A 23,998-nucleotide genomic window follows, 5' to 3' on the forward strand; every position below is an offset into this window, starting at 1 on the left:
GCGAGGCCCCGGCCTGCTCGGCGACCTGGGCGATCGTGGCGCCCTCGGCGCACAGCAGCACGATCCGCGCCCGCAACGCCAAAGCCTGCGAGGTCTTGCGGCGGCGCACCCACCCGGTCAGCACCGACCGCTCATCGTCGGACAACACCACCGGATCCAGCTTCGGGCTCGGCATCCCCACAGCCTACCGACTAACAAAGAATTATTGACTCACAACACTAGACTAGATGACGCGGCTCGCCTCGATGGCCATCCCTCGCCACGCGCAGGACGCAACGGCGCGGGGGATCCGCCGACCTGCTGGACCTCTGACGGGGCTGTTTACAGCCTCTGCGGGCGCAGGCGGACCGCGCCCGATCTGATGCGCCGTGGGCACCCTACTCAGCGGCCACGGAAACCGTTTCAGCGTCGATTGCGAGATACGAGTCCAAGGTCGCACTCTCCAGCTGATTGGCTTGTGGTTCGACGTCAAGCTGCGGTTCAATGTCCAAAAGCTCCTGCCAAGAGCTTTCTCTTCCGCGCTCATACGCCCGACGTGTCGTTCCGAACAGGCGCTCACGTTCCCCGGCTTCTCGTTCAGCGAACCATGCTCGGCGTTCCCTGATGCGTTCTTCGGCCATATCTTCGATAACCACCTCGGGAGCGCTCTCCCAGAGGTCTGGGAAATCAGCTTGGGCTTCGAGCAGCAACCGGTCCTGCTCAGCAGCAAGGCTGTGGCATGCCGCAAACAATCGACGCGACATCCCCAGGGTGAGATCAGTTCCGGGCACCTTGCCGGTTAGCATGTCCCATCTCTCCGAAGGTGGGCGACGAGCATATGCGGACCGATCGCGCGCCACCACACGTTCCCTGCGGGTGCTGTCGTCCCGCTCAAGCGGAACTACCAGATCAGTCACTTGCCCCAGAAATGCTCCAAGGTCCGCTACTGCGGGCCCTATTGGCCGCACGGACAGCAGTGAGCGAGGGAGGGATCGTAGTACGTAATAGGTCAGCATCCGTGATCGCGCGAGCGCGACCAACTCTGTGTCGTCCTCATCTGGAAGACGGCGGCTATTCGCCAGAACACTGGATTCTCGTTTCCTGCCTGCAGCCTCGATATCGACCGTGACGAAAACCCTGTGCTCGATGCTCGTGCCGCACAGAACACGCAGGTGCGGACCCGCCATCAGGCCGCTCACGGAGAGCTGACTCGCCCCCTTCGCCAGTTCTGGCTTGCCCGTACGGCGAGCTCCCTTAGCTTCGATAAGCCAAGTCCGAGGTTCTTTCCAATGGAGTCCGACAAGGTCGGGTTGACTATTCTTCTGAGACCAGCGCGGTCCGCGTCCAGGTAGCAAGGGGAGAGCCTCAGCGTGGATCGTCGGCCCCAGACCCATCAAGCCTCGGCATACCCACTCTGCCATCGTCATGCCAATGCGGTAGGCGAACATAGCGCGCGCCGTCTTCTCCGTTCCCTCCTGGTAAACCACGTTCGGCTCGAGACGGAAACCGGTTGATCCGGAAAGACGGATACCGTTGCGAGTACGGCACAGGTATGCACTCAAAGGGAAACGCCGGGCAATGATCTCCGCAGCAGCAAGCCCAGGAACGGCAACCAGCCAAGCGTAAGGGTCCCGCCCGTACGTCATGGCTGCATCGACTACCTCGCGCCACGTCGTGGATACCAGGTAGTCACCCGGCGGCACCACATCCCGGATATTCGGCCAAGGTGACCAAGCTTTATCTATGCGGCCTCTCGATGGTCGACGCTCAGGCTGGAGCGGCGAACTATTTCGCACAATCACCGGCACATCGAACGCGTCGGCCAAGTTGACCGGCTGCCCCGAAGCATTGGCTGGCGGCATCATGACGCAACAGCCTGCCACAGTCAGAGTGTTAGCGCGATTGACTGAGCCGCGCGTCATTCCTCTCGGATCGAGGACGCGTTGTTACGTCACGTTGCTCAGGCGGCTGGACTCCCGGTCGAGCGCAGGGCGACCGACCCGGCACCCGGCACAGCGGAACTGGTCGCGGCCATGGCCCCGGACGGCCTGCGCTACTCAAGGACCGCTTATGCCTCTACCAGCTTCACAAGAGCTTCCCGCTTCCCCGAGGGAGCTTCACGTAGAACCCGCCGAGCACGCAGAAGTGCGTCCACGTCAGCGGTGGCGGCGGCGACCTCCGCAGCAACCGAGTCAATCTTCCCTAGTCCAGCATCAGCAAGCCAGCGAGACACCTGAGCCCAGGAGTACAGCTTGACGCGACTACCGCGATGAATGACCGGAGCGGGGAAACTTCCAGGGCCGCGTTCACCGGTCGTCCAGTGTCCGACCGCTGGGGCCGACCTGCCGGTCTTCTCAGCAATGTCGTCGATGGTCACCAGATCCTCCATGACACCGGTCACCAAAAGCCCGCTGCGCTCGCTGTCGTCGATGGCCGACAGGATGGCCCCGATTGCGTTGGGCGCCTCGCGCGAGAACAGGACCGTGCCACCCTGCTCGTCGCCGGAGAGTTGACCGTCACCACAACGCGAGTACAGCCGCTCTGCGGCCTCCTCAAGGTCACTGACCGGGCCGATCTCAAGCTCGAACCAGTAGGTGCTCATCAATCCTCCCCTTCATGCCGTGCGGCCACCTTGGCGTCGTGCTGTCGCATCCGCCTCCGGATCTTCTGAGCCTCATGTTCGTCAACGTCGGGAGTCCCGTTGATCGAGAAGGGTGGGGCGCAGCAGCCGGCGCCGCCAGGGCAGGAGGCCCTCGCATAGGCGTGAGCCCGTCCGCTGGTGTAGGTGATCTTCCACCCGGCTTCCTCTAACTCCTTGATGGCCGCTCGCGTATGCTTGCCTGGCATGTAGCGATAGTACTACACATGTAGGGCTAGGCTAACACCTCACTCCGACGCCATCCAACGCAGTTACTCTCACCAAAGCTGCACGGGCCCAGGCGATCGCACCCATGCGGACCGACCGGGGGCCGGCCCAGGCCGCCGACAGGCACCGTGCCGAACGAGCACTTGGAGCCCCCGGAAGACATCGAGGGCCGGCGGCGCACCCTCTCGATCTGGACGATGAGCCCACCGCCGTCACCCCGAGCGTCTGACCGAGAGTCGTGGAGCCGCAGACGCTAGGTAGTTGCCGCAAAGCTCAACGTGCTAGCCTGGCTGGGAACGCAATCCGCTTATCGGCTTCTCGCTCGTGAGCGACCTGGGTTTTCGCAAGTCAGTACGGCGCTCAGACGCTGTGACCTGAAAAGCGGAAGGTCGGCGGTTCGACCCCGCCCCTGCCCACTTCTCTGAACTGCAAAGAGGCCCCTGGACATTAGTCTCGGGGCCTACTTTGTGACAGCAACGCGCCAGCGAACTACCGTCCGCCTTGCGCCTCACGGTCAGCGCGACGCAACGGGCCAGAGGGGAAGCTGCTCGGCCGTAGGGCCTTCTGACAGCATGGAGCAGAACGCGGAACTCTGCGGATGGCGGTCACGCTGCAGCGGGCCCGATCGCAGCGGGTCAGCTGTCGCGAACGCAGCCAAGCGACTCTGACGGCCAGCCTCGCCTGATTCCTGAGTTGGCCTCAATCTCGTGGTGACACGACCAGCCCAGGGGTGCAGCAGGTCGCCCAAGAAAGGATGGGCGACCTGCTGAGCCGCGAGGTGGCCGGCCCGTTGCCATCTCCCCGACTCCTCGCCGTTGCCTTGGCGCGACGCGCCGCGGTCAAGTCCCGCGAGCGTCGCCCGGTTGCCTATCTGCCGACGCGCTCGGTTGTCGCGAATCGCTGGGAGCGGCGGTTTCGTGCGGGACGGCGGTTACGCCCGGCTCCGCTGTCTCGCCGTCCTTCGGAGGCCGGAGCGGACATGGTGATAGGGACGCCGGAGGGCGGTCGGGCACCGGTGATGCGGTTGAGTTCGGGATCGCCGGACCGCACCCGCGCGGAATGCGGCGTGATGCCGGCCGTCACCATCATCCGGTCCATCTCATGACGCTGCCTGGGCAGCACCAGGGTGACCACGGTGCCGGACTCGCCCGCGCGTGCAGTGCGGCCGCCTCGGTGCAGGTAGTCCTTATGGTCGTTGGGCGGGTCGACGTTAACGACCAGATCCAGTCCATCGACGTGGATGCCGCGCGCGGCCACGTTCGTGGCGACCAGGACGGAGACGTCACCGTTGCGGAACTGCTCCAGAGTACGGTTGCGCTGCGGCTGGGACTTGCCTCCGTGCAGTGCCGCAGCGCGTACGCCGCTGCTCAGGAGGTTGCGGGTCAGCCGGTCGGCGGCATGCTTCATGTCGACGAACATGATGACGCGGCCGTCGCGGGCGGCGATGTGCGTGGCGGCATCCTGCTTGTCCGCCTCCGTGACGTGCAGCAGGTGGTGCTCCATGGTGGTCACCGCTCCCGCCGACGGATCGACCGAGTGGACGACCGGGTCGGTGAGGAAGCGCCGGACCAGACGGTCGACATTGCGATCCAGCGTCGCGGAGAACAGCATCCGCTGACCGCCTGGGGCGACCTGGTCGAGCAACGCGGTGACCTGCGGCAGGAAACCCATGTCGGCCATTTGGTCCGCCTCGTCCAAGACGGTGGTGCGTACATGCTCCAGGCTGCAGGCGCCCCGGTTGATCAGGTCCGTGAGCCGTCCCGGGGTGGCGACCAGGATCTCCGCGCCGCGGTGGAGGGCGGCGACCTGCCGGGAGATCGATACGCCGCCGACAACGGTGGCCGACCGAAGCTTGAGCGACTGGGCGTAGGGCATGAGGGCGTCGGTGACCTGCACGGCCAGTTCGCGAGTCGGGACGAGTACCAGGGCCAGCGGCTTACGCGGCTCGGCGCGCCGACCGGCGCTACGGGCGAGCATTGCCAGGCCGAAGGCGAGGGTCTTTCCCGAGCCGGTACGTCCACGGCCGAGGACATCGCGGCCGTTCAACGCATCCGGAAGCGTCGAGGCCTGGATGGCGAACGGCTCCGCCATCCCCTGTCGAGTCAATGTGGACAGCAGGGCCGCCGGCATTTCCAACTCGGCGAACGACGCGGCCGGAGGCAGCGGCGGCGTGGAGCTGACGGGAAGCGCGAAGTCGTTCTGCCGCCGGGCGGCCGGTTGGCGCGAGGCCCTGGTGGGCGAGTGGGAGAAGCGACGTTGAGACGGACGGGTGCCATGGGTCATGTGCAAGGCTTTCCTTGAAGTGGCACGTTTCGAGGAAGACTCCGCAACCCGTGGCCGGAGCGATCGCAAGAACGAACCAAATGAACCGCGAAGCAACGCCGAAGCTGATAAGGGCGTTGCGTGATACCGCGCGGAAGGCGGCTGGAGGACGGCCTCTGGCTGAGCGGTGTACAGCCGAGAACCCGCAGCCAAGTACTTGGGGGAGCCGTATGGCGGAACGCCAGAGAAGGGCTACACCCCTGAAAGATCAGACGTGGACATCGACTGGAAGATCGTTTCCTGCCGACAGGCGGGGCGCCGGGCTCAGGTTTGGGCCCGGCACGGCACTGTTCGGTTCTCAGGCGGGAACGATGTTCTCCGCTTGCAGGCCCTTCTGGCCCTGCGTGATATCGAACTGGACCTTCTGGCCCTCCTGGAGCTCACGAAAGCCCTGAGCCGCGATGTTGGAGTAGTGCGCGAAGACGTCGCTGCCGCCGCCGTCCTGCTCGATGAAGCCGAAGCCCTTTTCCGCGTTGAACCACTTTACGGTGCCGGTGGTCATATTCGTCCCTTCCGAAAGGCAATTACGGAGCCCACACTCTGCGAGCCACTCGTCGCCGCAATGACCCCATCCGGATGGACTACCGGGGAAACAAAAAATGCGCCTGAGGTGAGTACCAGCAGGCGCACATAAGCTTATGGGAACCACAACTGCAACTGTCACCAAGCTACCACCGGTGGGGGGATCAGGCAACATGCCGCATGGCGGTGTCCGGCCGAGGTGCTCCATTGGCTCGCCGTCCGATCGGAGCCAGATGACCCGATCGCGCGATCTTCCTTGTTGCCGGAGACAAGGCCGGACCGTGGTCCCGCGGGTACGACTTGGAGACGCTCCGTGCCTACGCCACCGCACTCGGCGGCCACGTGGACATCACCGTCAGCGTCGGCCTCCACTCGATCAAGGTCGCTTGACGCGAAGGCTGACAGCAGCGGTGACAGCAACAGCGGGCACCAGCGCCGGCCACGAGCGCACGCCGACTGTCGGCCAACCTCGGTCGACGTTCATCCGGCAGAGACACTGCCATAGCTGAAAAGCGGAAGGTCGGGGGTTCGCCCCCGCCCCTGCCCACACCTAAGACCAGCAGAAACGCCCCGGAGCCACACGGTCCGGGGCAATTTTGACGACAACGCTGACGACACTCCTGGACGTCGTTGATCTTGCTCGTGAACAGGTGGTCCGCGGCTCAGCCCTACGCCACAGCTTGGCTGAGGTGGACTGCGTGGCTGGGGGCGATCGCTGCCGCGCGGCTTCCGGTTGCTCGGGCCGTGGCCGGCCCTGTGCTCCGGGTCCGCTCGCCCTCGGATGGTCGAGTGCTGTCGCCGTCCCGAATAGCCCGAGGGCGCGCGGGTCAGCCGCAACGACGCCGTGGCATCAACGTGCGATTAGGGGCGGTCAACGTACCCCACGGTCACGTGCGGGACGGACAGACGCCAGGTCAGCGAGGGTAACGGCCGAGTTCGCATTGGTTCCCAAGCTGACGGCGTGGGTTGTAAACATTCACGTCTCGGTGCGGCGGTATTTACGATTTGTGGGTTATCCAGAGCATTTCTGCTGGCCAGTGGTGTGCCCAGTCGGGCGGGTCGGTTTCGTTGTAGCCGTTGGGTGTTCCGGGTTCGGGCCGCGGCTCGATGAGGTCGTCGATGATGAGGCCCGCGCCGCGCAGGGTCTTGATCCAGTTGCCGTAGGTGAGCTGATAGCTGGCCGCTCCGTGGTCCTCGGCGATGGCGTTCAGCCCGAAGTAGTCGTGGTGCAGCGTGGTGGTTACGCGGCGGGCGTCGTCGTCGTAGCAGGCTTCGAACCACGGGCTGGCGGCGTTGAACACCAGGCGCCCGCCGCGGCGCAGGACGCGTGCGGCCTGCGGGACGGCCAGGTGCGGGGGTGCCCAGCTAAGCCCGCCATGGTCGCAGAACACCAGGTCGAAGCTGTCGGCGGCGAACGGGAGTAGTTCGGCGGCGCCTTGTACCAGCGGGTAGCGGGCCGTTCCCATCGCGCGAGTTGCTGCGGCGAGCTGGGCTTCGGACAGGTCGAGCCCGACCACGGTGGCGCCCTCGGCGGCGAGTGACCTGGACCACTGGCCGGCGCCGCAGCCGAGTTCGAGGACGCGCTTGCCGGTGACGTCGCCCAAGGCGCGCAGGCGCGCGTCGGGGATGGCGTACATGCCCCAAAGCCGGGGCGTGGCGCCGATCTGCGGGTCGTGCTCGTGCTGGTAGGCGGGGCTGATCTGGTTCCAAAACCGCCGGTTGGCGGGGATGCTGTCCACCTGCCGACTCCAGCATTGCCTGCCAGGGGCGGTCAACACGATTAGGTGGGAGCCGCCGACGATGCTCTCGCAGCGGCCAAGCTGGCCCGAGAGGCGGCCCTGGCCGCGGGCGCAAGCCCGGAACAGGCCGAGGACGTGGGCGAGGCTGCGCTCAACGAGGCGCTGGGGTCCTAGCCCCGACCGAGAATGAACCGGGGCCCTCGTGGCCTCGATGAACCCGGGCGGCCCCTCCGCAGAGGGGCCGCTTTTCCGTCTCCTAGGCACCGCCGAGGCCGCCGGGACGAGGAACGCAGCGCTCGTGGACGGCAGGCGTAAGCAGCGAGCGAACGCAGGGACGGTCTTCAGCACGACGGTCACATTGCGTTCGTCGAAGAGGATTGCCGGGGCGGCAGCCCTGCCGTGCGCCGGCAGCACTCGAGACTGCCGGCCTTCGAGGACTTCCTCGGCCAGCGGCCGGCCCCCGCCCCTGACCGGCTTCCCGGCGGCGGATGTTCGGCTTCGGGGGACGGCGAGACCGCGCTTGCCCTCAACCTTGCTTGAGGTTCTACCGTCATTGCATCAGCAAGCATTCCCAGGGGGAAACGCACATGACGACCCAGCACATCTCCGCCGCGCAGCCGGCCGCGTACTGGACCGGAGTTGCCTACGAGGCGCTCATCTCCTTCATTCGGGCCCGGTTGGCCGAGCAGGGCGTCACCCAGCCCCAGTTCTGGCTGCTGCGCAACCTGTCGAAGAACGACATCTCACCCGACGGCCACGGCATGACCATTCCCGAGCTCCAGCAGGCCATGAGCTCTTACCTCAGACCCGAAGACGATGTGAGGGCCGAGGCGGACGTCCTGCTGGAGCGTGGCTGGCTCACGCGCGATGCCGAGGGACTGCTGTGGATCACCGAGTCGGGGGACGAGGCTCGTGCCGGCGTCAAGCAGAACGCCCCGGCGATCGGGGCCCTCATCCACCGGGACATCGACGACGCCGACTACGCCACCACAGTGAAGGTGCTCCAGCAGTTGATCCGGAACACCGGCGGCACCCCGGCCTAGCCGGTCACTGTTCGAGCGGCGCGGGCGGCGGCCAGCGCCAGCCGGTAGGGCGGGGCCGCCGTTTCCGGTGGCCGTTGCGCGCCACCCTGTTACGCCAGCCGATGCAGCCCGCCGTCGAAGCCGAGAGCGTCGCCCGAACGGGCCAGGCGGGCCGTGCTGTCATTTCGCGCATCGGGTGCGGGGGGTGACGCTGCCGCCTGCCTGCCGGGGGTGGGACTGGCTTAGTGTGGGCGCGTGGTCTTCGAGGAACGCTTGGAAGCGCACCGGGTTGACCTGACCGGTTATTGCTACCGGATGCTCGCCTGCGCCGCCGAGGCGGAGGACGCCGTTCAGGAGACTCTGTTCCGCGCCTGGAAGAACGCCGACCGCTTCGATGAGCGCAAAGCCGGTCTGCGCACCTGGCTGTACAGGATCGCCACCAACGTCTGCATCGACATGACCCGTAGCGTTCAGCGGCGCGCGCTCACGATGGATCTCGGCCCGTCCGCACTCGCCGGCGGTTCGCTCGGCGCGCCGTTGAGTGCCGCCGCCTTCGTGCAACCGGTTCCCGACCGGCTTGCGGTGCCGGTCGAGGGCGACCCGGCCGAGCTCGCCATCGGGCGTGAAACGATCCGGCTGGCGTTCATCGCCGCCCTTCAGCACCTGCCGCCACGCCAGCGGGCGGTCCTCATCCTGCGTGAGGTGCTCTGCTGGACGGTGGAGGAGGTGGCCGGGCTGCTCGACAGCACCCCGGCCGCGGTCAACAGTGCCCTGCAACGAGCACGTGCCACGATGGCCGCGCGGCGCACACCGGGCGGGAGCGGCGAGGTCGACGAGGACCTGCTCGAACGGTACGTCGAGGCGTTCACCGCCTACGACGTCGACGGCTTGGTGTCGCTGCTCCACCAGGACGCCACCATGTCGATGCCGCCGTTCGCCTGGTGGCTGAGCGGCCGGGAGGCGATCCGGGCCGCCCTGGTGGGTTCAGCCGGTGCGTGCGCTGATGACCGGCTGGTCCGCACGGCGGCCAACGGCTCGCCGGCATTCGCGCAGTACCGCGAGGGGAAGGCGTTGGGCCTGGTCGTCCTCGATCTCCGCGACGGACTGATCGCCGGCATGACGACCTATCTCGAACCATCCCTGTTCGCGTTGTTCGGATTGCCGATGACTCCCGGGCCGCCGTCCCGTATATAGAGCATGACCGACATCGTTCACATGTGGCATGACGTGCGCGGCAAGGGCGACCCTGTGGTGCTCCTGCACGGCGGGCTGACCGACAGTCGCTGCTTCACCGGCAACCTCGACGGGCTCGCCGACACGTTCGAGCTCTACCTGCCCGACCGCCGCGGCCACGGCCGCACGCCCGACGCCCCCGGCCCGATCACCATGGAGCTCATGGCACGGGACACGATCGCGTTCCTGGAGCAGGTGGTCGGCGGTCCGGCACGGGTGGTGGGCTACAGCGCCGGCGGCACCGTGGCGCTGCGGGTGGCGATGCTCCGCCCCGACCTGGTCGAGCGCCTCGTCCTGATCAGCACGGCCTACGACCTGGACGGCCTGATCTTCAAGCCGTCGGCGGAGGGCGAGATGCCCGCCGAGATCGTGGACGCCTACGCCGAGGTGTCGCCCGACGGCCGTGACCACTTCCCGGTCGTCCTCGGCAAGATCGCGCACGCGGCCGCGACCGAGCCGGGCTGGGACCCGGCCGAACTGCGCGCGGCGACGGCCCGGACCCTCGTCCTGTCCGGCGACGACGACCTGGTCACGCTCGACCACACGGTGACGCTCTACCGCGCGCTGCCCACCGCCGAGTTGGCCGTGCTGCCCAACGCCAGCCACCTCCTGTTGATGGAGCACGCCGAAACGGTGCGCGCCATGGTTTCGGCGTTCCTGACCACTGACGCCGCCCCGACGTACATGCCCATCGCACGCGCCCACCGGAACACCCCCGAAGTAGGGCGGACATAGGCGGCGGCACGGTGCAGGATCCAGTGGGGTTCCGCGGACGGCGTCGATCTCCCCCGGCTACGTCCGCACCGAGCTCATCGACAGCACCGTCGACGATCCGGCCGACTCGTCAAGGCCGAGGTGGCCCCTTCGGTCGCGCCGGTCGTTGTCGTGGCCATGCTCGCTCGGCGCGGCGCCATCGCTGCGGGGTGACGCCGTAGCGGTTGCGGAAGCGGCGGACGAGATAGGTGGCGTCGCGCAGGCCGGTCCGGGCGGCCACGGCGTCGAGCGGCAGGTCGGTCTCGCGCAGCATCCGCCGGACTTCGATCATGCGCCGTTCGGTGATCCATTCGAGGAGGGGACGGCCGGTGCGCCTGCGGAGCACGGTCGTGAGGTGTCCGGGGGTGTAGCCGAGCGCGCGGGCGACGTCCGCGGCGGAGACGGGTTCGCGGAACGTCGCCTCGATCTCGGCGAAGACCCGCTCGACGAGCGGGTCCGGCGCGCCGGGAGCGGAGGGTGCCAGCCTCGCGGACGCGACCAGGAGCCGGGTGAGCGTGGCGGCGATGGCCTCGCGGGCTCCGAGACGGCTCGGGTCGGCGAGTTCCTCGGCCAGGTCCGTCAGCAGTGCCGACCAGGTCGCCCGGCCGGGCTCGGCGACCCGGCCGTGCCCTGCGCCGGGGGCGAACAGGGCGAGGTGGGGGTGGTGCGTCCAGGTCAAAGGAGAGACCGAGGCCAGGGCGGGGACGGCGTCCGGTGTGAACGCCACCGACCACGCGCGGCTGCGGGCGAGTTCGGTGACGTCCGCGACGCCGATCACCTGTCCGGGCGACACGGCGTGGACCTCGCCGGCGCGCAGCAGCCGTTCGGCGCCGCCGATGGCGACCGAGCCGGCGCCTTCCTCGACGTAGACGAGGACGAGGAAGTCGTGGGCGTGCCGGTGGTCCGGCGGCAGGTCGGCGTGGGCGGCCTCGGTGTCGAAGCGGGTCACCGAGACGGGAGGCAGGCCGGGGCGCTGCTGGTAGCGGTAGACGGGCGTCCCGTCGAGCCGTACGGTGCGCAGCCTCGACGGGGAGTCCATCGGGGTGCCGACCGAAGGATGTCCCATGACTCCCAACGTATGTCCTGCTGAGTGGCCGTGAAATGTCCAAGACTTGAGGGGACGAGAGCAGGCCTGCCCCGGGCTCGTCCCGGGCGGACCCGCCACCGAATGCGCGAAGGGGCACCCATGGACGTACGCATCCTCGACCAGCGTACTCCGGAGGAGCGGGACCGCCCGTTCCTGCCCGGTGCGGGCAAGACCTGGCTCCTGCCGTTCTATGACGTCTTCTCCGGGGTGGCCGGCGTCCGCGCGCTGCACGAGCGTGCGGTCGAGCTCGCCGGCATCGAGTCCGGCCAGGCGGTGGCCGACGTCGGCTGCGGCACGGGCAACCTGTCGTTCGCCGTGCTCGCGGCCCAGCCCGCCGCGCGGGTGACCGGCCTCGACCCCGATGCGGACGCCCTGCGCAGGGCCGCACGCAAGGCGCGGCGCCGCGGCGTCGATCTCACCCTCGTTCAGGGATACGCCGACCGGATCCCCGCCCAGGACGCCTCACTCGACCATGTGGTCACGTCGCTGGCCCTGCACCACCTGGATGACGACGGTCGGAGGGCGTTCGCGCGCGACGCGTTGCGTGCCCTTCGACCTGGAGGAACGGTCACCATCGTCGACTTCGGCGGCCCCTCGTCCAACGTCGAGCACGCCGATCACACCACGCATGGCCACCGCCGCGGCCTCGCCCACGCCCTCCGGCACCTGCCCCGCCTCAAGCGCTCCCGGGCGGCGCACGCCCCGGCCATGTCCCGCGACCATGGCGACGGCGTCATCGCCCTGCTCGCCGAGGCCGGGTTCGGCGACGCCAGGGAGGTCGCGCACGCCGTCCGAAGATTCGGCCGTGTCACCTTCGTGCAGGCGACCCGCCCCTTGGGCTGAGACCTGACGACGAGCGCGTACGCCTTCGACGTCGGCGGACCGGGGCACCGGTGCACGATCAAGGTCAGGGAACGAAGGTGATCTCGGGGAACTTCGCGGACGGGCCCGACAGCAGCGAGCCGTCACGGTGCCGCAGATGAAGGTCGAAGAACGCGTTCAGGTAGGCGCGCTGGGCGGCGATGGCCCGGTCCGCGGGGATCGTGCCGAAGCTGGAGTCCAGCCTCGCGACCACCTCGGGTGAGAGCGGGACGGCCTTCTCGAGCTGCTGGACGAGCGGGGGCATGTCGGTGAAGGTCTGGTGGGCGGAGTCGCTCAGCCGGAGGTCGAGGCGCCAGCCCCGCAGGTTCGACCAGAAGTCGTTCCAGGTCGAGTCGTTGTCCCGGGTGTGGGTGGCGTTGCCCATCAGCATGAACGGACGGTCGAGTCCGGTGGTGGCGACGGGCCCGTTGACGCTGCCGTCCAGGTCGACGCCGGCGCGGACGCGGCGGTCCTCCGCCATGACCTCGGCCGCCGTGTCGCCGCCGACCGAGTGCCCGAACATGCCGGTCTTCGACAGGTTCAGAGTCCCCTGCAGACCGCGAGGCAGCCTGCGGTGTCCGGCGTCGGGGTTCTTCCCGGCGTTCAGCTTCGTGAGTTCGTTGAGGACGAACCTGGTGTCGGCCTGGCGGACCCTCAGCGACTTGGCGTGCTCCTCTTCGGACGGCTCGGGCGGCTGCGTCCCGAACTCCAGCCGGCCACCGGGGAATTCCACGAACGGGGCCTCGTAAGTGTGGTCGATGGTGACGACCACGTAGCCTCGGCTGGCCAGGTCCTCGACCAGCGCCGTGTCGAATTGGCGCAGCCCGGCGAATCCGGGGGAGAAGAGCACCACCGGATGGCTGCGCGGGCTTTTGCCGGCGACGGGGGCGTCCTGGTAGGCGTGGGTCACCGGGAGGTCGACATCGTCCAGTGACGTTCCGAGGTTCTGGCTGGTCTGCTTCTTGTAGAGCGCCGCCGACTTCGGCGGTAGCCAGGGGGCCCGGCGTTCTCCGCGGGTCCTCGTGGCCGGGTACCACACGCTGATCATCAATTCGCGCGGTGACGAGCGGGGAATCCACGGGTCATTGCGAGAATGGTCGACCAGGTGCAGAGACGTCGTTCCGATCCGGCGCGGGCCGGTCGGCTCCGGCAAGGTCAGCTGGACGCGGCCGTTCTGCCGCCCGGACGCGGCGAGAGCGGTCTTCTCCGCCGGAGCGTCCCCTTTCGCGACGGCCACTCCCGCGGCGGTGAGCACGAGGCCGACGGTCCCGGCCCCGGCCACCGCCGCCCGGAGCCGCACCGATCGGTGCTTCGCCGTGCCGGAATTCATGTTGGAGATCATCGCCTGAGACTGACATCGCGGAAAGGCGAATGACAGGCCGCCCGCACCGGCTCAGGGTAAGACCGGGGACAACCCTGACGCGGTCTCCGGAGCCGTGCGGCCCTGGCGCCGGTCCCCTCCCCCTCAGGTAGGGGCGGCGGGTTCCCCTCGCGGGACGATGCGCGGTCGATCATCCGGCGTTCATGCTCCGTGCATGCAACTGATCTCCAGGACGGTGGGACTGCTGGCGGCCGCGCTCGCCGTGGTCGCGGCCGGTGGCATGGCCGCCGGCCCGGCGGGCGCCGGGACACCGCGGCCGGCGCCGCAGAACGAGGCGGGCTGTGTGCCGGTGTCACGTGCGGTGTGCGGAACGGTCCGGGTGCCACTGGTGCGGGCTCGTCCTGAGCTCGGCAGCACCAACGTGGCCTATACGTTGATCGGGCACCGCGATACGTCCCGGCCCGCCAGGGGAACGGTCACGATCAACCCCGGAGGCCCCGGCAATTCCGCGATCGCGTCCGCCTCCCAGTACGCGCGGATGTTCCGCGGCCTGCTGGAGGACCACGACCTGCTGCTGGTCGATCCACGCGGGGTGAACCGCTCGGATCCGGTCACTTGCGGGGCCCTCGGTTCGCTGCCCGCGACCCGTGATGATTTCGTACGGGCGATCGGCGAGTGCGGCCGGACGCTGGGGGCTCGCGCGCGCGGCTACACCTCGGCCGAGACCGCCGACGACATCGACGCCGTGCGTGCCGAGCTGCGGATCGGGCGGCTGGACCTGTTCGGAGAGTCCTACGGCACCTACCTCATGACCGTCTACGCCCAGCGGCATCCCGGCCGGGTTCGCTCCGTGGTGCTCTCCAGCGCCTACCCGCTCGACTTCGACATGTGGGCGCGCCCCAACGCGGGCGCCGCCCGCCGAGCGCTGCGGCTGATGTGCCGGCGCAGCGCAGGCGCCTGCGACGCTGACCAGGTCCTGCGGGATGTCGCGCGGCTCGCCCAGCGGCTGCGCGCGCGGCCGATCCCCTACACGTTGGACGGCCGGCGGCTGCTGCTGGACGACACCGCACTGGCCGCGATCATCTACAACTCGGCCAAATCAGCCCCCAGCGCGATCGGCGACCTGCCCGCCATGGTCCGCGACGCCCTGCACGGCGACGACACGGCGCTGGTCGACGCCGCCCGGCAGGCGGCCCCCCTGAGCGGGTCGGCGCTCCGCCGAGACGAGCAGCAGCCTTTCAATCCCGAACTGGCCGCGGCCGTGATGTGCAACGACTACCCGACCCTGTGGAAACGCCGAGCGCCGGTCGCCACCCGGCTCCGGCAGTTCTCGGCCGGACGCGCGGCACTGTCCGAGCGGACCTACTGGCCATTCGGCAAGACGGCCTGGACCAGCATGAGCTACGACCAGGGCAACGCGTGCATCCGCTGGCCCGACCGCCACGGCCCGGTGCAGCCGACCGGCGGGCCGTTCCCCGACGTCCCGGTGCTGGTGGTGTCCGGCGACCTGGACGCCAACACCCCGACCGCCATGGGACGGCAGGCCGCGCGCCAGTTCCGCCGCGCGACAGTGGTGGAGGTGCCCAACGTCGGTCACGTGGCCGAACAGGAACCCAGCGGCTGCGTGGCCGCGATACAGACCGGCTTCATCCGCGACCTGCAGGTCCGCGACACATCCTGCCTGGCCGAGATCCCGCCCGCCCCCGTGCGGCCCTGACCCGAGGGAACCCCGACGCCCGACGGACCTGCGGTGGCACTTCGTCGGCCCGCCGTCACGGTAAGGGGCAAAGGAGAGGGCGCCGACCGCAACAGCGGCGCCCACAAACGAAATGAACGAGCAAGAGCCGCTGCATGTACTGCAGCAGAGGCTCAGGGCGATCCGGGAAGCGATTCCGGATCTCCCTGGAGCGAATTTGACCGGACCCGCCTGGACTCTCAGTGCCGAGAAGAGGGGGCTGGATCTGCTGGTCGCCACAGCGCTCTCCCCGGTGTACGTGCCAACGGCCGCCGTCGGAGCAACGCTGATGTTCCTGGAGGACGGCCGTGCGCCGATCTTCCGGCAATGGCGGATCGGCAGGGACGGCGTCCCGTTCAGGCTCCTCCATGTCCGGACGATGCGGGACGGCCGGGGTCTCGACGCGAGCCGCGGCTCCGACGACCCTCGGGCGACCCGCCGCGGGAGAGTCCTGCGCAAGGGCACCTTCGACCAGTTCTTCGAGGTGTACCACGTGATCCGCGGGCACATGGCGTTGGCCAACCCACGTCCCCTGCTGACGTTCGACCGGGAGCTGATGAGAGAAGTTCTGTCCCCCTCCGACTACAGGGAGTGGGACCGGGCGACGACGATCGGCAGGCCCGGGATGTACAGCACGTTCGGAAACAGGAGCATCGAACTGGACCCGCAGAGCGAGGCGTACCTGCTCCAGCGGTTCGATGACGATGTCGAGGACGCGCACTGCGCGAGCCTGGAGCGGGATCTGAAGATCCTCAGTGACACGGCGAAGATCGGCTGGTCCTTCATCAGCCGCGATTCGTAGTGGCCGAGCAACCCAGGAGGAGGGCGTGGCGGCTTGCCGCGCCCTCCCCCCTTCGTCCTTCTCACCGCATCGTGCCGGGCGGCGAGGCGCCGGTACATTGGTGCGTCACCGGCGCGGCACCGCACGGCGACCGGCCGGGGGCGGTCGGTATACCACTTCCCGGGTACGGCGCGGCGGTGTTCGACGCCGCGGGCGACCCCTGTCCGGCGGGTGTTTCGGGGAGGCTGGGCGTGCGCGGCCCGACCGGGCCCGTCTGAAAGACCGGCGCACCGGCGGGCGGCGGTGCACCGGGGGTACACCCTCGCCGGCGACTGGGCGCACGCGGACACCGACGGCTATCTCTGGCTGCACGGCCGGATTGAGCGCGGTGGGCGACGCCGTAGCTGCGCGGACGACCTCGCCTCGCTCCCCGGGAAGGCGGGTGGACATAGGGTTGAGGGGTGTTCTCGGCTCGGGGTCCTTCCTTGCGGGAGTTGTCGGTTCAGGCGCTGTCTTCGGTCGAGCGCGGGTACGACCTGCTGGCTCCGAAGTTCGATCACACGCCTTTCCGGACGCCCGACCGGGTTCTCGACGCGACCGCCGAGGCGCTGCGGCCGTACGGGCCCTTCGGTCAGGGGCTGGACGTGTGCTGCGGCACGGGTGCGGGCATGCGCGTCCTCGACACCCTGTGCGATGGGAGCGGCACGGGGGTCGACTTCAGCGCGGGGATGCTCGCGGAGGCGCGGCAGGCGCACCCGGAGGCCGCGTGGGTCCGGGCCGATGTTCGGGCCCTGCCGTTCGACCGGGCTTTCGACCTCGCGGTCACCTTCGGAGCGCTCGGGCATCTGCTGCCCGGCGAGCGGCCCGCCCTTTTCGCCGGGGTTCACCGCGCGCTTCGGCCCGGCGGGCTCTTCGCCTTTCCCGTCGGGGCGCCGCCGCCCATCGCGTCACGCCTGTACTGGGCGCTGCTCGGGTTCGATCTGGTCATGCGGGTCCGCAACGCGGTGTGGCGTCCCCCGTTCGTCATGTACTACCGGACCTGTCCGCTGCACGCGCTCCGGAGCGACCTGGCAGATGCCGGGTTCGCCGTGACGACCGTCCCGTTGGCGGCCTTGGGCACGCGTGAGGACGGCAGTCCGCGGGGGCGGCTCGTGCTGGCGCGGAGACCCGGGTCGCAGGGCTGAGGTCCACGCTCAGCCGGGGTGCGACGGGAGGTCCCGATGGCGGCGGAACGGGCCTGCCAGGAGGGTCGGACCTGTGAGGGCCAGCGCGCCCGTGGTGATCCACATGGCGGACCGGACGCCCAGGGCCGCGCCCAGGGCGCCGCCGAGCAGGGCGCCGAGGGGAATGGTGCCGTAGCCGACCAGTTGCATGCTCACGGTGATCCGGCCGAGCAGCGGACGGGGGCTGTAGGTCTGCCGGAAGGTCCCCTTCAGGACGTTGCCCGCCGCGACACCCGCGGAGATGACGAACCCGCCGGCGAAGGCGGGAAGGAGCCCGGCTCCCGGTGCGGCGAGGGGGATCAGCAGGCCGAACGGGGCGGCGCCGATCTCGGCGGCGAGCAGGGTGCGGGCCGAGCCGAAGCGGCGGGACGGGACGGGCGCCGCGGCGGCGCCGAGTACGGCGCCCAGGCTGGTCGCGGCGGCGAGGGCGCCGACCATGCCCGGGGTGACGCCGACCTCGCGGACGAGGAACACGACCAGGATCGACTGGTACCCGAACAGGCAGATGTTGCTGACGGCCGAGAACAGGGTGAGCACCCGCAGGTAGGGGTCGCGGGCCACGAAGCGGAGGCCCTCGGCGATCTCCTGGCGCAGCGTCCCGCGCCGGACGCGGGCGGGACGGGGCTCGCGTGTCCGGATCGCCAGCAGGCACACGGCCGAGACGACGTAACCGGCCGCGTCGAGGAGGAGCGCGTTCACCGCCCCGGCGAGCTGGGCGACCAGCCCTGCCAGACCGGGGCCGCCGACCTGGGCGGCGGCCTCGGTCGCCTGCACTCTGGCGTTGCCTTCGGCCAGTTCGTCGCGGTCCAGCAGGGACGGCAGGTAGACCTGGTAGGCCGTCTGGAAGAACACGCTCGCGCAGCCGGCGCCCAGCGCGACGGCCGCCAGGTGGGCGATGGTCAGCCGGTCGAGCCAGGCGGCGGCCGGGACGCTGAGGAAGAGCGGCAGGGCCAGGAGGTCGCAGGCGAGCATCACCGGCCGGCGGGGCAGGCGGTCCACCCAGGCGCCCGCCGGAAGGCCCAGGAGCAGCCACGGCACCCAGGCCGCGGCCGAGAGCAGCGCCACCTGGAGGGTGCTCGCGCCGAGGGTGGCGACCGCGACCAGCGGGAGGGCCACGCCGGTGACGCTGCTTCCCAGCTTGCCGGTGGCCTGGCCGATCCAGAGCAGGCGGAAGTCGCGGTGCCGGCGCAGGCCGCCGCGCGCCGGGGCGATGAGGGTCACGGCTCCGCCAGGGCGATGATCAAGGCTCCGCCCCTGCCGACGATCACGGCTCCGCCGGGACGGCGTGGGCGAACAGGAAGACCGGCTCGCGGGCCTGCCCGTCGTCCGGGACGTCCCGCCGCTTCCAGCGTTCGAGCAGCGCGAGGATCTCCTGCTCCAGCTCGCCCAGCTCGGCGGGGGTCAGGTGCAGCCACTCGTCGACGGAGAAGGCCGCCCCGTTCCATGCCTCCCGCTGCTCCCGGACGGCGTGCCACGCGCGGACCAGGCCGATCTGCCGGTCGAGGGCGAGCGAGACCGCCGCGCCGGCCACCGCCTGGCGGGACGGGTCGTCGTCGAAGTCGCCGGTGACCCAGCGGAGTTCCGGCGCCGCGAGCCGCCACCAGCGTTCGCGGCGGTCCCTGGCCAGTTCCGGCGCCTCCACGATCAGGCCAGCGGCGGCGAGCACCTTCAGGTGGTGGCTGATGTTGGCCACGGCCTGGTCGGTCCGGTCGGCGAGGGCGCTCGCGGTGGACGGGCCGTGGACCTTGAGGACGTCCAGGAGGCGCCGGCGGAGCGGGTGTGACATCGCGGCCAGCACCCGCGAATCGGTCACCTTGGCCACGCCGTTCGGATCGGTCATGCGGCCATCCTCACATGCACAAGAATCGTTGCGCAATAATTCTTGCATGATCGGAGCCGATGGTGGCCACGTCGAGGCGGGTCGAAGACGGCCGGGCCGGGGAATGCTGGCAACGGAGGCGGTCGCGGGTTTGGGGGGCGTCATGCCGGTACGGGTGGGCGGAATCGAGTTGCACGCGGGGCCGACGGCGCTGGGCGGGCCCGACGACCTGGACGCGGTGATCCGCGAGTTCGTCCGCGGGGCGCGGCACACGCTGCGGATCGCGGTGCAGGAACTGGACTCCCGGGCGGTCACGGACGCGATCCTCGCCGCGCGGGCGGCCGGGGTGCGGGTGCAGATCATCCTGGAGGGGGACTACCTGCGGGAGGACCGGCCCGCCGCGGACCCGTGGGCGGCGGCGGGGGCCAACGAGGAGAACCGGCTCATCTACGCGGCGCTGCTGCGCGCGGGGGTGGACCTCATCACCGACCTGAACCCGGCGATCTTCCACCAGAAGTTCATCGTGCGGGACGACGGGGAGTCGACGGCGGCGGTGCTGACCGGGTCGGCCAACTTCACGCTCACCGACACCGGCACGAACCCGGCGGGGACGCAGAAGGCGGGCAACAACCTCAACCACGTGGTGGTGCTGCGGGGCCAGCGTGCCGCGTCCCTCTACCTGGAGGAGTTCCTGCGGATGCGGTCGGGGACGTTCGGGGCGCTGCACGAGCGGGTCGAGGCGCGTCCCGCGGAGTTCCAGCTGGGCCGGGTCCGGGTGAAGCCGCTGTTCGCGCCGCGGCACGGGCCCGAGATGGAGATCATGAAGCAGATGCTGAAGGCGTCGGCGAGCGTGGACTTCGCGATGTTCACCTTCGCCCGCTCGTCCGGCATCGACGACACCATGATCCGGCTCGCGCGGTCGCTGCGGATCCGCGGGGTGCTGGACCACGGGCAGGGCGCCCAGGCCTGGGCGGCGACCGAGCCGCTGAAGGCCGCCGGGGTGGAGCTGTTCACGAACAGGCGGGGCACCGGGGTGCGGAAGGTGCACCACAAGCTGATGGTCGTGGACGAGCGACTCGTGATCGCCGGCAGCTTCAACTACACCGCGCCCGCGACGACGCTGAACGACGAGAACATCATCGTGCTGGGCGACCTGGAGGAGACCCGCGAGGACGCCGAGACCGGCCAGCGGGCCATCGCCGCCTACGCGCTCAAGGAGATCGAGCGCATCATCACCGAACTGGCCGAGCCCGCCTGACAGTGCCCGCCTGACAGTGCGCGCAGCGGGCCGGCCGGCCACGGGCACACCGCCGCCACATTTGCCTTAAGGGGACGTCAAATGCCATGGCGGCATGGTTTACCTAATACGCGTCAAAGGGGACTTCTCGACATGAACATGCAGCTCGATCGGGAGGTCTCATGACGACGAGGATGTCCCACGGGGGCCGGTCGGCCACGGCGCGCCAGGGCTACCGGCTCTCCGGATGGCTCACCTTCGCGGGGACGCTGTCCATCGTGGTGGGCGCGTTCAACGTCATCGACGGGGTGGTGGCCCTGTTCAAGGACAGCTACTACGTCGTGAACTCCAATCAGATCCTGGTCTTCAACTTCACGGCATGGGGCTGGTACTGGCTCGTCCTCGGCGCCCTGCAGATCGTCGTCGGTGTCGGGATCCTCACCGGGAAGATGTGGGCGCGGGTGGTCGGCGTGCTGTTCGCCTTCCTGGCCGCCATCGGGCACCTCGCGTTCCTCGCCGCGTTCCCCCTCTGGTCGGTGCTGACCATCGCGCTGTGCATCCTGCTGATGTACGCGCTCATCGCCCCGCCCGCCGGCGCGCGCGGAGACTGACGCCGGGCACGGGACACCGGCGGCGGAACCCCAGGTCATCGTGGCCGCGGCCGAACATACCCCGGCCGCGCACGGGCAGGAGAGCCCAATGGCACCGGCGTCGGCCCCGCGGCCGTGGAGGCGGGTGGGCACCGCACTGGCGGACCGGCTGGGCGGGCGGCGCCAGGCGCGCGTCGTGGTGCTGATGGGCTGCGTCCTCGCGCTGAACGCGGCGGACGTCGGGGTCATCGGGGCGATCGTGCACGAGCTGCGCAGCTCCCTGCACATCGGCAACACGCAGGTCGGGGTGCTGACGGCCGCGCCGGCGGCGGTCGGCGCGGTCGCGACGGTGCCGGTGGGGCAGCTCACCGACCGGGTGCGGCGGGTGCCGCTGCTGGCGGGCAGCGTGGTGCTGTGGAGCGCCGCGATGGTCGTCGGGGGGCTGGCGGAGTCGTACGAGTGGCTGCTGGCGTCCCGGGTGGCCCTGGGCGCGGTGACGGCGACGGCGGGGCCCACGGTCGCGTCCCTGATCGGGGACCTGTTCCCGCCCGAGGAGCGGGCCGCGACGTACGGGCGCATCCTCGCCGGGGAGCTGGTCGGGGTCGGGGTCGGGCTGCTGGCGGGCGGCAACATCGCCGCGTTCGCGAGCTGGCGGGTCTCGTTCTGGTTCGTCGCGATGCTGGGGTTCGTGCTGGCCGTGCTGCTGTGGAGGATGCTGCCCGAGCCGGCGCGCGGCGCGCGGGGGGCCTCCGGCGGACGGGGCGGGGAGGAGCTCGCGCAGCGGCGGGTGGACGAGGCGGGCGTGCGGCCGGACCCGCGGACCGTCCTGGCCGAGGACCCCGAGCGGATGACGCTGCCGCAGGCCGCCCGGTACGTGCTCGCCATCCGCACCAACGTGATCATCATCCTGGCGTCCGCGATCGGCTACTTCTTCTTCGCCGGGCTGCGCACGTTCGCGATCGTCTTCGTGCTGGAGCGGTACGCGGTCGGACGGGGCGGGCTGTCGGCGTTCGTACTGGTCGTCGGGGCGGCCGCGCTCGCCGGGGTGCTGGTCGGCGGGCGGCTGGCCGACCGGCGCCTGCGCGGCGGGAAGGTGACCGCGCGGGTCGGCGTGCCGGGCGCGGCGTTCGCCGCGTCGGCGCTGCTGTTCCTGCCCGCGCTGCTCACCGACCGGGCGCTGATCGCGCTGCCGCTGCTCACGCTCGGCGCCGCCGCGCTGGCCGCCGCGAACCCGCCGCTGGACGCGGTGCGGCTGGACGTCGTCCACTTCCGGCTGTGGGGGCGCGCGGAGGCCATCCGGACGATCGTGCGCATGTCCGGGGAGGCGGCGGCGCCGGTGCTGTTCGGCTGGCTGTCGGGGGTGCTCGGAGCGGGCCGGTCGACGGCCGTCGGCCTCGACCGGGTGTTCCTGCTGACGCTGATACCGCTGCTGGGCAACGGCCTGCTGCTGCTCGGCGCGCGGCGCGGCTACCCGCGGGACGTGGCGTCGGCGCTGGAGTCCGAACGCCGCTACCCCGGCCCCTCCCGGTCGTCCTTCGGCGGGTCGTTCAGAATGCGGTAGCGGTCCAGGACGCGTTCGAGCTCGCGGCGGTCGCGCTTGGTGGGACGGCCCGCGCCGCGCTCGCGGCGGCCGATCGGGATGAGCGCCTCGCGCGGCGGCGGGGGCGGGCTCCTGTCGATCAGGCACTCCTGGGCGGCGGGCGCGGAGACCCGCTTGCGGACGATCTTCTGCACGACGACGATCCGCTCCCGCCCGTCATGGCGGAGCCGGACGACGTCCCCCGGCTTGACCGCGGTGGACGGCTTGGCGCGCTCGTCGTTCACGCGGACGTGGCCCGCCCGGCACGCGGTCGTCGCCATCGAGCGGGTCTTCAGCAGCCGCACGGACCAGACCCAGAGATCGACCCGCACGGACCCCTCATCGCCCATGCGTCCATGATGTCACTTCGGCGCGGGCACCCGCTGCGCGCTGATCCACGCGTCCGCGCGCTCCCAGTTCTCGTAGAGCCAGCTGACACGGGCGTCGCGGGCGCCCGGGACGTCCTCGGCGGGCACGCGCCACCAGCGGGCGCGGACGGGCCCGGTCAACGGGACGCGCCGCCAGATGTCCCCGGCCGTGGCCATGTGCTCGAGCCCGCAGTGCGCGACGAACACCACGTCGGCGGACGGGGCGGAGTCCAGCGCGGCCAGCACGCCGCCGGGGCGCGGCGGCATCACGTTGCGCATCGCGGCGGCGCGGGCGGCCTCGTCCGCGCGGCGCATCCGGGCCAGCCGGCGGATCGCGCGGCGGCGGCGCGCCGGGGAGAAGTTGCCGCCCTCGGGGAAGATCAGCAGCGCCTCGCCGGGGCCGAGCCCCTCGGCGAGCCGGCCGACGGCGCCGGCGGCGCCGCCGGGGGTGACGAACACGTTCGGCACCCGGTTGGCGGCGATGTCGATGCAGGGGTCGAGCTGGAGCAGCGCCTTCATGACCACCCGGGGGCGGCGCCGGTACTCGGTCAGTAGGTGGTGGACGATCAGCAGCGCGTCACCCGGCCCGGCGTGCCGGCTGAGCACGATCAGGGGACGGGCGCCGCCGGAGCCGTCCCAGGTGCCGTCCACCTCGACGCGCAGGCCGAGCCGGCGCTGCGCGGACGCGTAGAGGGCGCCGACGTAGCGGCGGATGATGTCGTAGTGCCGCTCGTCGTGGGTGCGGCGCCGCAGCCACAGCCACCCGCACTCCAGGACGGCCGCCGTCTCCCGCGTCCCCCACGTGAGGGTGAAGCAGAGCAGGCGCAGGGCCCGCTTTCGCTCGCGTCCGGCCAGGGACGCCACCACGTAGCCGACCGGGAACAGCACCACGACCACGCAGGTCAGGACGAACAGCAGTGGCGTGCACACCAGGCGGCGCACGAAACGGGGTGGCAGCATC

21 protein-coding genes are annotated in these 23,998 nt (G+C 70.2%); 10 read left to right on the forward strand and 11 right to left on the reverse strand.

From position 1 onward, the window contains the following. Positions 1–377 precede the first annotated feature (377 nt). The 5 genes from CHC11_RS40635 to CHC11_RS28895 all read right to left on the reverse strand — a co-directional run bounded on the left by CHC11_RS40635 (position 378) and on the right by CHC11_RS28895 (position 7,428). Entirely contained in the window at positions 378–1,844 is a 1,467-nt protein-coding gene (locus CHC11_RS40635) for a hypothetical protein (RefSeq protein WP_143227357.1), read from the reverse strand. A 203-nt stretch (positions 1,845–2,047) separates the two neighbouring features. Beyond that, positions 2,048–2,581: a hypothetical protein gene (locus CHC11_RS28875; protein ID WP_089315007.1), complete on the reverse strand. Its 534-nt coding sequence runs from the start codon at positions 2,579–2,581 to the stop codon at positions 2,048–2,050. Positions 2,582–3,712: 1,131 nt separating this feature from the next. Beyond that, positions 3,713–5,128: a DEAD/DEAH box helicase gene (locus CHC11_RS28880; RefSeq protein ID WP_089315008.1), complete on the reverse strand. Its 1,416-nt coding sequence runs from the start codon at positions 5,126–5,128 to the stop codon at positions 3,713–3,715. Positions 5,129–5,465: 337 nt separating this feature from the next. Then, positions 5,466–5,669, reverse strand: coding sequence for a cold-shock protein (locus CHC11_RS28885; protein ID WP_089315009.1), 204 nt, complete (start codon positions 5,667–5,669; stop codon positions 5,466–5,468). Between the two features lie 1,018 nt (positions 5,670–6,687). Beyond that, the gene (locus CHC11_RS28895; protein ID WP_089315010.1) at positions 6,688–7,428 is read right to left on the reverse strand and encodes a class I SAM-dependent methyltransferase; all 741 of its coding nucleotides are present in this window, start codon (positions 7,426–7,428) and stop codon (positions 6,688–6,690) included. Between the two features lie 587 nt (positions 7,429–8,015). On the opposite strand from CHC11_RS28895, the gene CHC11_RS28900 reads away from it, so the two are divergent. The 3 genes from CHC11_RS28900 to CHC11_RS28910 all read left to right on the forward strand — a co-directional run bounded on the left by CHC11_RS28900 (position 8,016) and on the right by CHC11_RS28910 (position 10,418). Continuing rightward, positions 8,016–8,471, forward strand: coding sequence for a MarR family winged helix-turn-helix transcriptional regulator (locus tag CHC11_RS28900; protein ID WP_089315011.1), 456 nt, complete (start codon positions 8,016–8,018; stop codon positions 8,469–8,471). Positions 8,472–8,705: 234 nt separating this feature from the next. After that, positions 8,706–9,644, forward strand: a complete 939-nt coding sequence (locus tag CHC11_RS28905; protein ID WP_089315012.1) for a sigma-70 family RNA polymerase sigma factor — start codon at positions 8,706–8,708, stop codon at positions 9,642–9,644. A gap of 3 nt (positions 9,645–9,647) precedes the next feature. Continuing rightward, the gene (locus tag CHC11_RS28910; protein WP_089315013.1) at positions 9,648–10,418 is read left to right on the forward strand and encodes an alpha/beta fold hydrolase; all 771 of its coding nucleotides are present in this window, start codon (positions 9,648–9,650) and stop codon (positions 10,416–10,418) included. Positions 10,419–10,527: 109 nt separating this feature from the next. On the opposite strand, the gene CHC11_RS28915 is transcribed toward CHC11_RS28910, so the two are convergent. Beyond that, positions 10,528–11,502, reverse strand: coding sequence for an AraC family transcriptional regulator (locus CHC11_RS28915; protein WP_218826293.1), 975 nt, complete (start codon positions 11,500–11,502; stop codon positions 10,528–10,530). A 120-nt stretch (positions 11,503–11,622) separates the two neighbouring features. Here CHC11_RS28915 and CHC11_RS28920 point away from each other — a divergent pair, with 120 nt between their 5' ends. Next, complete coding sequence (locus tag CHC11_RS28920; protein ID WP_089315014.1) at positions 11,623–12,366, forward strand: class I SAM-dependent methyltransferase; 744 nt, start codon at positions 11,623–11,625, stop codon at positions 12,364–12,366. Between the two features lie 64 nt (positions 12,367–12,430). Here the strand turns inward: CHC11_RS28920 and CHC11_RS28925 are convergent, their stop codons facing one another. Further along, positions 12,431–13,714 (reverse strand): alpha/beta hydrolase family protein, encoded by a 1,284-nt coding sequence (locus CHC11_RS28925; RefSeq protein WP_089315224.1) that lies wholly within the window; start codon positions 13,712–13,714, stop codon positions 12,431–12,433. 205 nt (positions 13,715–13,919) lie between these two features. On the opposite strand from CHC11_RS28925, the gene CHC11_RS28930 reads away from it, so the two are divergent. From CHC11_RS28930 to CHC11_RS28940, 3 genes are all read left to right on the forward strand, one after another. Next, complete coding sequence (locus CHC11_RS28930) at positions 13,920–15,422, forward strand: alpha/beta fold hydrolase (protein ID WP_179279057.1); 1,503 nt, start codon at positions 13,920–13,922, stop codon at positions 15,420–15,422. 112 nt (positions 15,423–15,534) lie between these two features. Further along, on the forward strand, positions 15,535–16,242 hold the full coding sequence (locus CHC11_RS28935; protein WP_089315016.1) for a sugar transferase: 708 nt from the start codon (positions 15,535–15,537) through the stop codon (positions 16,240–16,242). A gap of 473 nt (positions 16,243–16,715) precedes the next feature. Then, positions 16,716–17,405, forward strand: coding sequence for a class I SAM-dependent DNA methyltransferase (locus CHC11_RS28940; protein WP_218826294.1), 690 nt, complete (start codon positions 16,716–16,718; stop codon positions 17,403–17,405). 9 nt (positions 17,406–17,414) lie between these two features. Here the strand turns inward: CHC11_RS28940 and CHC11_RS28945 are convergent, their stop codons facing one another. Together CHC11_RS28945 and CHC11_RS28950 are read right to left on the reverse strand one after the other, a co-directional pair. Then, the gene (locus tag CHC11_RS28945) at positions 17,415–18,665 is read right to left on the reverse strand and encodes an MFS transporter (RefSeq protein WP_089315018.1); all 1,251 of its coding nucleotides are present in this window, start codon (positions 18,663–18,665) and stop codon (positions 17,415–17,417) included. 43 nt (positions 18,666–18,708) lie between these two features. After that, positions 18,709–19,284 (reverse strand): ArsR/SmtB family transcription factor, encoded by a 576-nt coding sequence (locus CHC11_RS28950; RefSeq protein ID WP_089315019.1) that lies wholly within the window; start codon positions 19,282–19,284, stop codon positions 18,709–18,711. A gap of 142 nt (positions 19,285–19,426) precedes the next feature. Here CHC11_RS28950 and CHC11_RS28955 point away from each other — a divergent pair, with 142 nt between their 5' ends. The 3 genes from CHC11_RS28955 to CHC11_RS28965 all read left to right on the forward strand — a co-directional run bounded on the left by CHC11_RS28955 (position 19,427) and on the right by CHC11_RS28965 (position 22,651). Beyond that, entirely contained in the window at positions 19,427–20,521 is a 1,095-nt protein-coding gene (locus tag CHC11_RS28955) for a phospholipase D-like domain-containing protein (protein WP_179279058.1), read from the forward strand. A gap of 161 nt (positions 20,522–20,682) precedes the next feature. Then, positions 20,683–21,111 (forward strand): DUF7144 family membrane protein, encoded by a 429-nt coding sequence (locus tag CHC11_RS28960; protein WP_089315021.1) that lies wholly within the window; start codon positions 20,683–20,685, stop codon positions 21,109–21,111. A gap of 88 nt (positions 21,112–21,199) precedes the next feature. Then, on the forward strand, positions 21,200–22,651 hold the full coding sequence (locus tag CHC11_RS28965) for an MFS transporter (RefSeq protein ID WP_089315022.1): 1,452 nt from the start codon (positions 21,200–21,202) through the stop codon (positions 22,649–22,651). On the opposite strand, the gene CHC11_RS28970 is transcribed toward CHC11_RS28965, so the two are convergent. Then, entirely contained in the window at positions 22,600–23,019 is a 420-nt protein-coding gene (locus CHC11_RS28970) for an RNA-binding S4 domain-containing protein (protein WP_089315023.1), read from the reverse strand. The two genes, CHC11_RS28965 and CHC11_RS28970, sit on opposite strands and share 52 nt — an antisense overlap. Positions 23,020–23,031: 12 nt before the next feature. Next, the gene (locus tag CHC11_RS28975; RefSeq protein WP_089315024.1) at positions 23,032–23,997 is read right to left on the reverse strand and encodes a 1-acyl-sn-glycerol-3-phosphate acyltransferase; all 966 of its coding nucleotides are present in this window, start codon (positions 23,995–23,997) and stop codon (positions 23,032–23,034) included. Between the last annotated feature and the right edge of the window lies 1 nt (position 23,998).

Source organism: Actinomadura mexicana (assembly GCF_900188105.1).
Taxonomy (GTDB): domain Bacteria; phylum Actinomycetota; class Actinomycetes; order Streptosporangiales; family Streptosporangiaceae; genus Spirillospora; species Spirillospora mexicana.

Bases quoted from the DNA above. Each gene is read 5' to 3' on its own strand.
- CHC11_RS28900 (WP_089315011.1), top strand. From the start codon at position 8,016: ATGACGACCCAGCACATCTCCGCCGCGCAGCCGGCCGCGTACTGGACC.
- CHC11_RS28970 (WP_089315023.1), bottom strand. From the start codon at position 23,019: ATGGGCGATGAGGGGTCCGTGCGGGTCGATCTCTGGGTCTGGTCCGTG.
- CHC11_RS28875 (WP_089315007.1), bottom strand. From the start codon at position 2,581: ATGAGCACCTACTGGTTCGAGCTTGAGATCGGCCCGGTCAGTGACCTT.
- CHC11_RS40635 (WP_143227357.1), bottom strand. From the start codon at position 1,844: ATGATGCCGCCAGCCAATGCTTCGGGGCAGCCGGTCAACTTGGCCGAC.
- CHC11_RS28965 (WP_089315022.1), top strand. From the start codon at position 21,200: ATGGCACCGGCGTCGGCCCCGCGGCCGTGGAGGCGGGTGGGCACCGCA.
- CHC11_RS28930 (WP_179279057.1), top strand. From the start codon at position 13,920: ATGCAACTGATCTCCAGGACGGTGGGACTGCTGGCGGCCGCGCTCGCC.
- CHC11_RS28885 (WP_089315009.1), bottom strand. From the start codon at position 5,669: ATGACCACCGGCACCGTAAAGTGGTTCAACGCGGAAAAGGGCTTCGGC.
- CHC11_RS28935 (WP_089315016.1), top strand. From the start codon at position 15,535: ATGAACGAGCAAGAGCCGCTGCATGTACTGCAGCAGAGGCTCAGGGCG.
- CHC11_RS28915 (WP_218826293.1), bottom strand. From the start codon at position 11,502: ATGGGACATCCTTCGGTCGGCACCCCGATGGACTCCCCGTCGAGGCTG.
- CHC11_RS28950 (WP_089315019.1), bottom strand. From the start codon at position 19,284: ATGACCGATCCGAACGGCGTGGCCAAGGTGACCGATTCGCGGGTGCTG.
- CHC11_RS28920 (WP_089315014.1), top strand. From the start codon at position 11,623: ATGGACGTACGCATCCTCGACCAGCGTACTCCGGAGGAGCGGGACCGC.
- CHC11_RS28960 (WP_089315021.1), top strand. From the start codon at position 20,683: ATGACGACGAGGATGTCCCACGGGGGCCGGTCGGCCACGGCGCGCCAG.
- CHC11_RS28880 (WP_089315008.1), bottom strand. From the start codon at position 5,128: ATGACCCATGGCACCCGTCCGTCTCAACGTCGCTTCTCCCACTCGCCC.
- CHC11_RS28910 (WP_089315013.1), top strand. From the start codon at position 9,648: ATGACCGACATCGTTCACATGTGGCATGACGTGCGCGGCAAGGGCGAC.
- CHC11_RS28975 (WP_089315024.1), bottom strand. From the start codon at position 23,997: ATGCTGCCACCCCGTTTCGTGCGCCGCCTGGTGTGCACGCCACTGCTG.
- CHC11_RS28925 (WP_089315224.1), bottom strand. From the start codon at position 13,714: ATGAATTCCGGCACGGCGAAGCACCGATCGGTGCGGCTCCGGGCGGCG.
- CHC11_RS28955 (WP_179279058.1), top strand. From the start codon at position 19,427: ATGCCGGTACGGGTGGGCGGAATCGAGTTGCACGCGGGGCCGACGGCG.